1 protein-coding gene is annotated in these 638 nt (G+C 46.1%); it reads right to left on the reverse strand.

Annotation, left to right across the window (positions count from 1 at the left end):
- The coding region (locus tag R7R78_RS27200) for an efflux RND transporter permease subunit (RefSeq protein ID WP_225474747.1) at positions 1-638 on the reverse strand (638 nt) is incomplete at both ends.

The following is a 638-nucleotide window of genomic DNA, read 5'->3' on the forward strand; positions in this document are numbered from 1 at the left end:
GATAGCATTTTGACCTGAATACTCGAAGTAGCGCTCTTCTTCGGTAAAGCCATCTTTGATGGTAGCAATGTCTTGCAACAATACCTTGGCACCATTGGCACCTAGCTTAACGGGAATATTTCTAAACTCATCTCCACGGTAATATTGGTTCTCGATTCGAACCGCAATCATCCCGGAGTTTGTTTTGACTTCGCCCGCCGAGAAGTTTGCCGAGTAACGACGAATGGCATTGCTTACGTCATTCAACGTTAGGTCATACTTACGCAGCACGAGGGGATCGACTTCAATCGCAATCTCTTCCTCTGGCGCACTTAAATACACCAACATGACGTTATTAAGCTGCAGAAGCTCATCTTCAATCTGCTTCGCAATCGGCTTAAGCTCTTCAAGAGGCCTGTCCCCCACCAGCCCCATTTCTATCACGTCTTGTCGCCATTCAACCTGATAGACATTAATGGGCTCCATGCCAAGAGGCAGGTTAGAAATAGTATCGATGCGCTGATTCACATCATCAAGCACTCGCTTGATATCCGCGTTGACATCAACTTCGATAGAAATATAAGCACTGCCACGAGAAGCTCGCGACACCACTTTTTTAATGCCAGTAATGTCTTTGATCGACTCTTCCACTTTGACCA

It is taken from the genome of Vibrio sp. 2134-1 (assembly GCF_033339495.1).